Genomic DNA, 245 nt, shown 5'->3' with positions numbered 1-245 from the left:
TGCTGGCAACCTGCTACCCATTCGATGCGATTACACCTGGTCCGCTTCGCTATCTGGTCTATGCCGATATGGAGACCGGCCGGTCAGGCTATTGATCGGCTTGCAATCTCGTATGAATGCAGGCGCTCGTCCGTCAGATGCTGTCATGCCGTGTGGTCGGTGGACCGGAGACTGTTGCGAAGGGTATCAAGGCCTTTGCAGAGAGCACTGGCGCCGATGAACTGATGTTGACCGGCATGATCCAC

At 56.7% G+C, this 245-nt stretch carries 1 pseudogene; it reads left to right on the top strand.

The annotated features are described in order from the left end of the window. Positions 1 to 119: 119 nt before the first annotated feature. A pseudogene (locus F9K91_RS25725) lies at positions 120 to 245 on the top strand (alkane 1-monooxygenase); the annotation flags it as partial.

Source organism: Brucella tritici (genome assembly GCF_008932295.1).
Classification (GTDB): Bacteria; Pseudomonadota; Alphaproteobacteria; order Rhizobiales; family Rhizobiaceae; genus Brucella; species Brucella tritici.
This window is presented reverse-complemented; position numbering and strand designations above follow the sequence as displayed.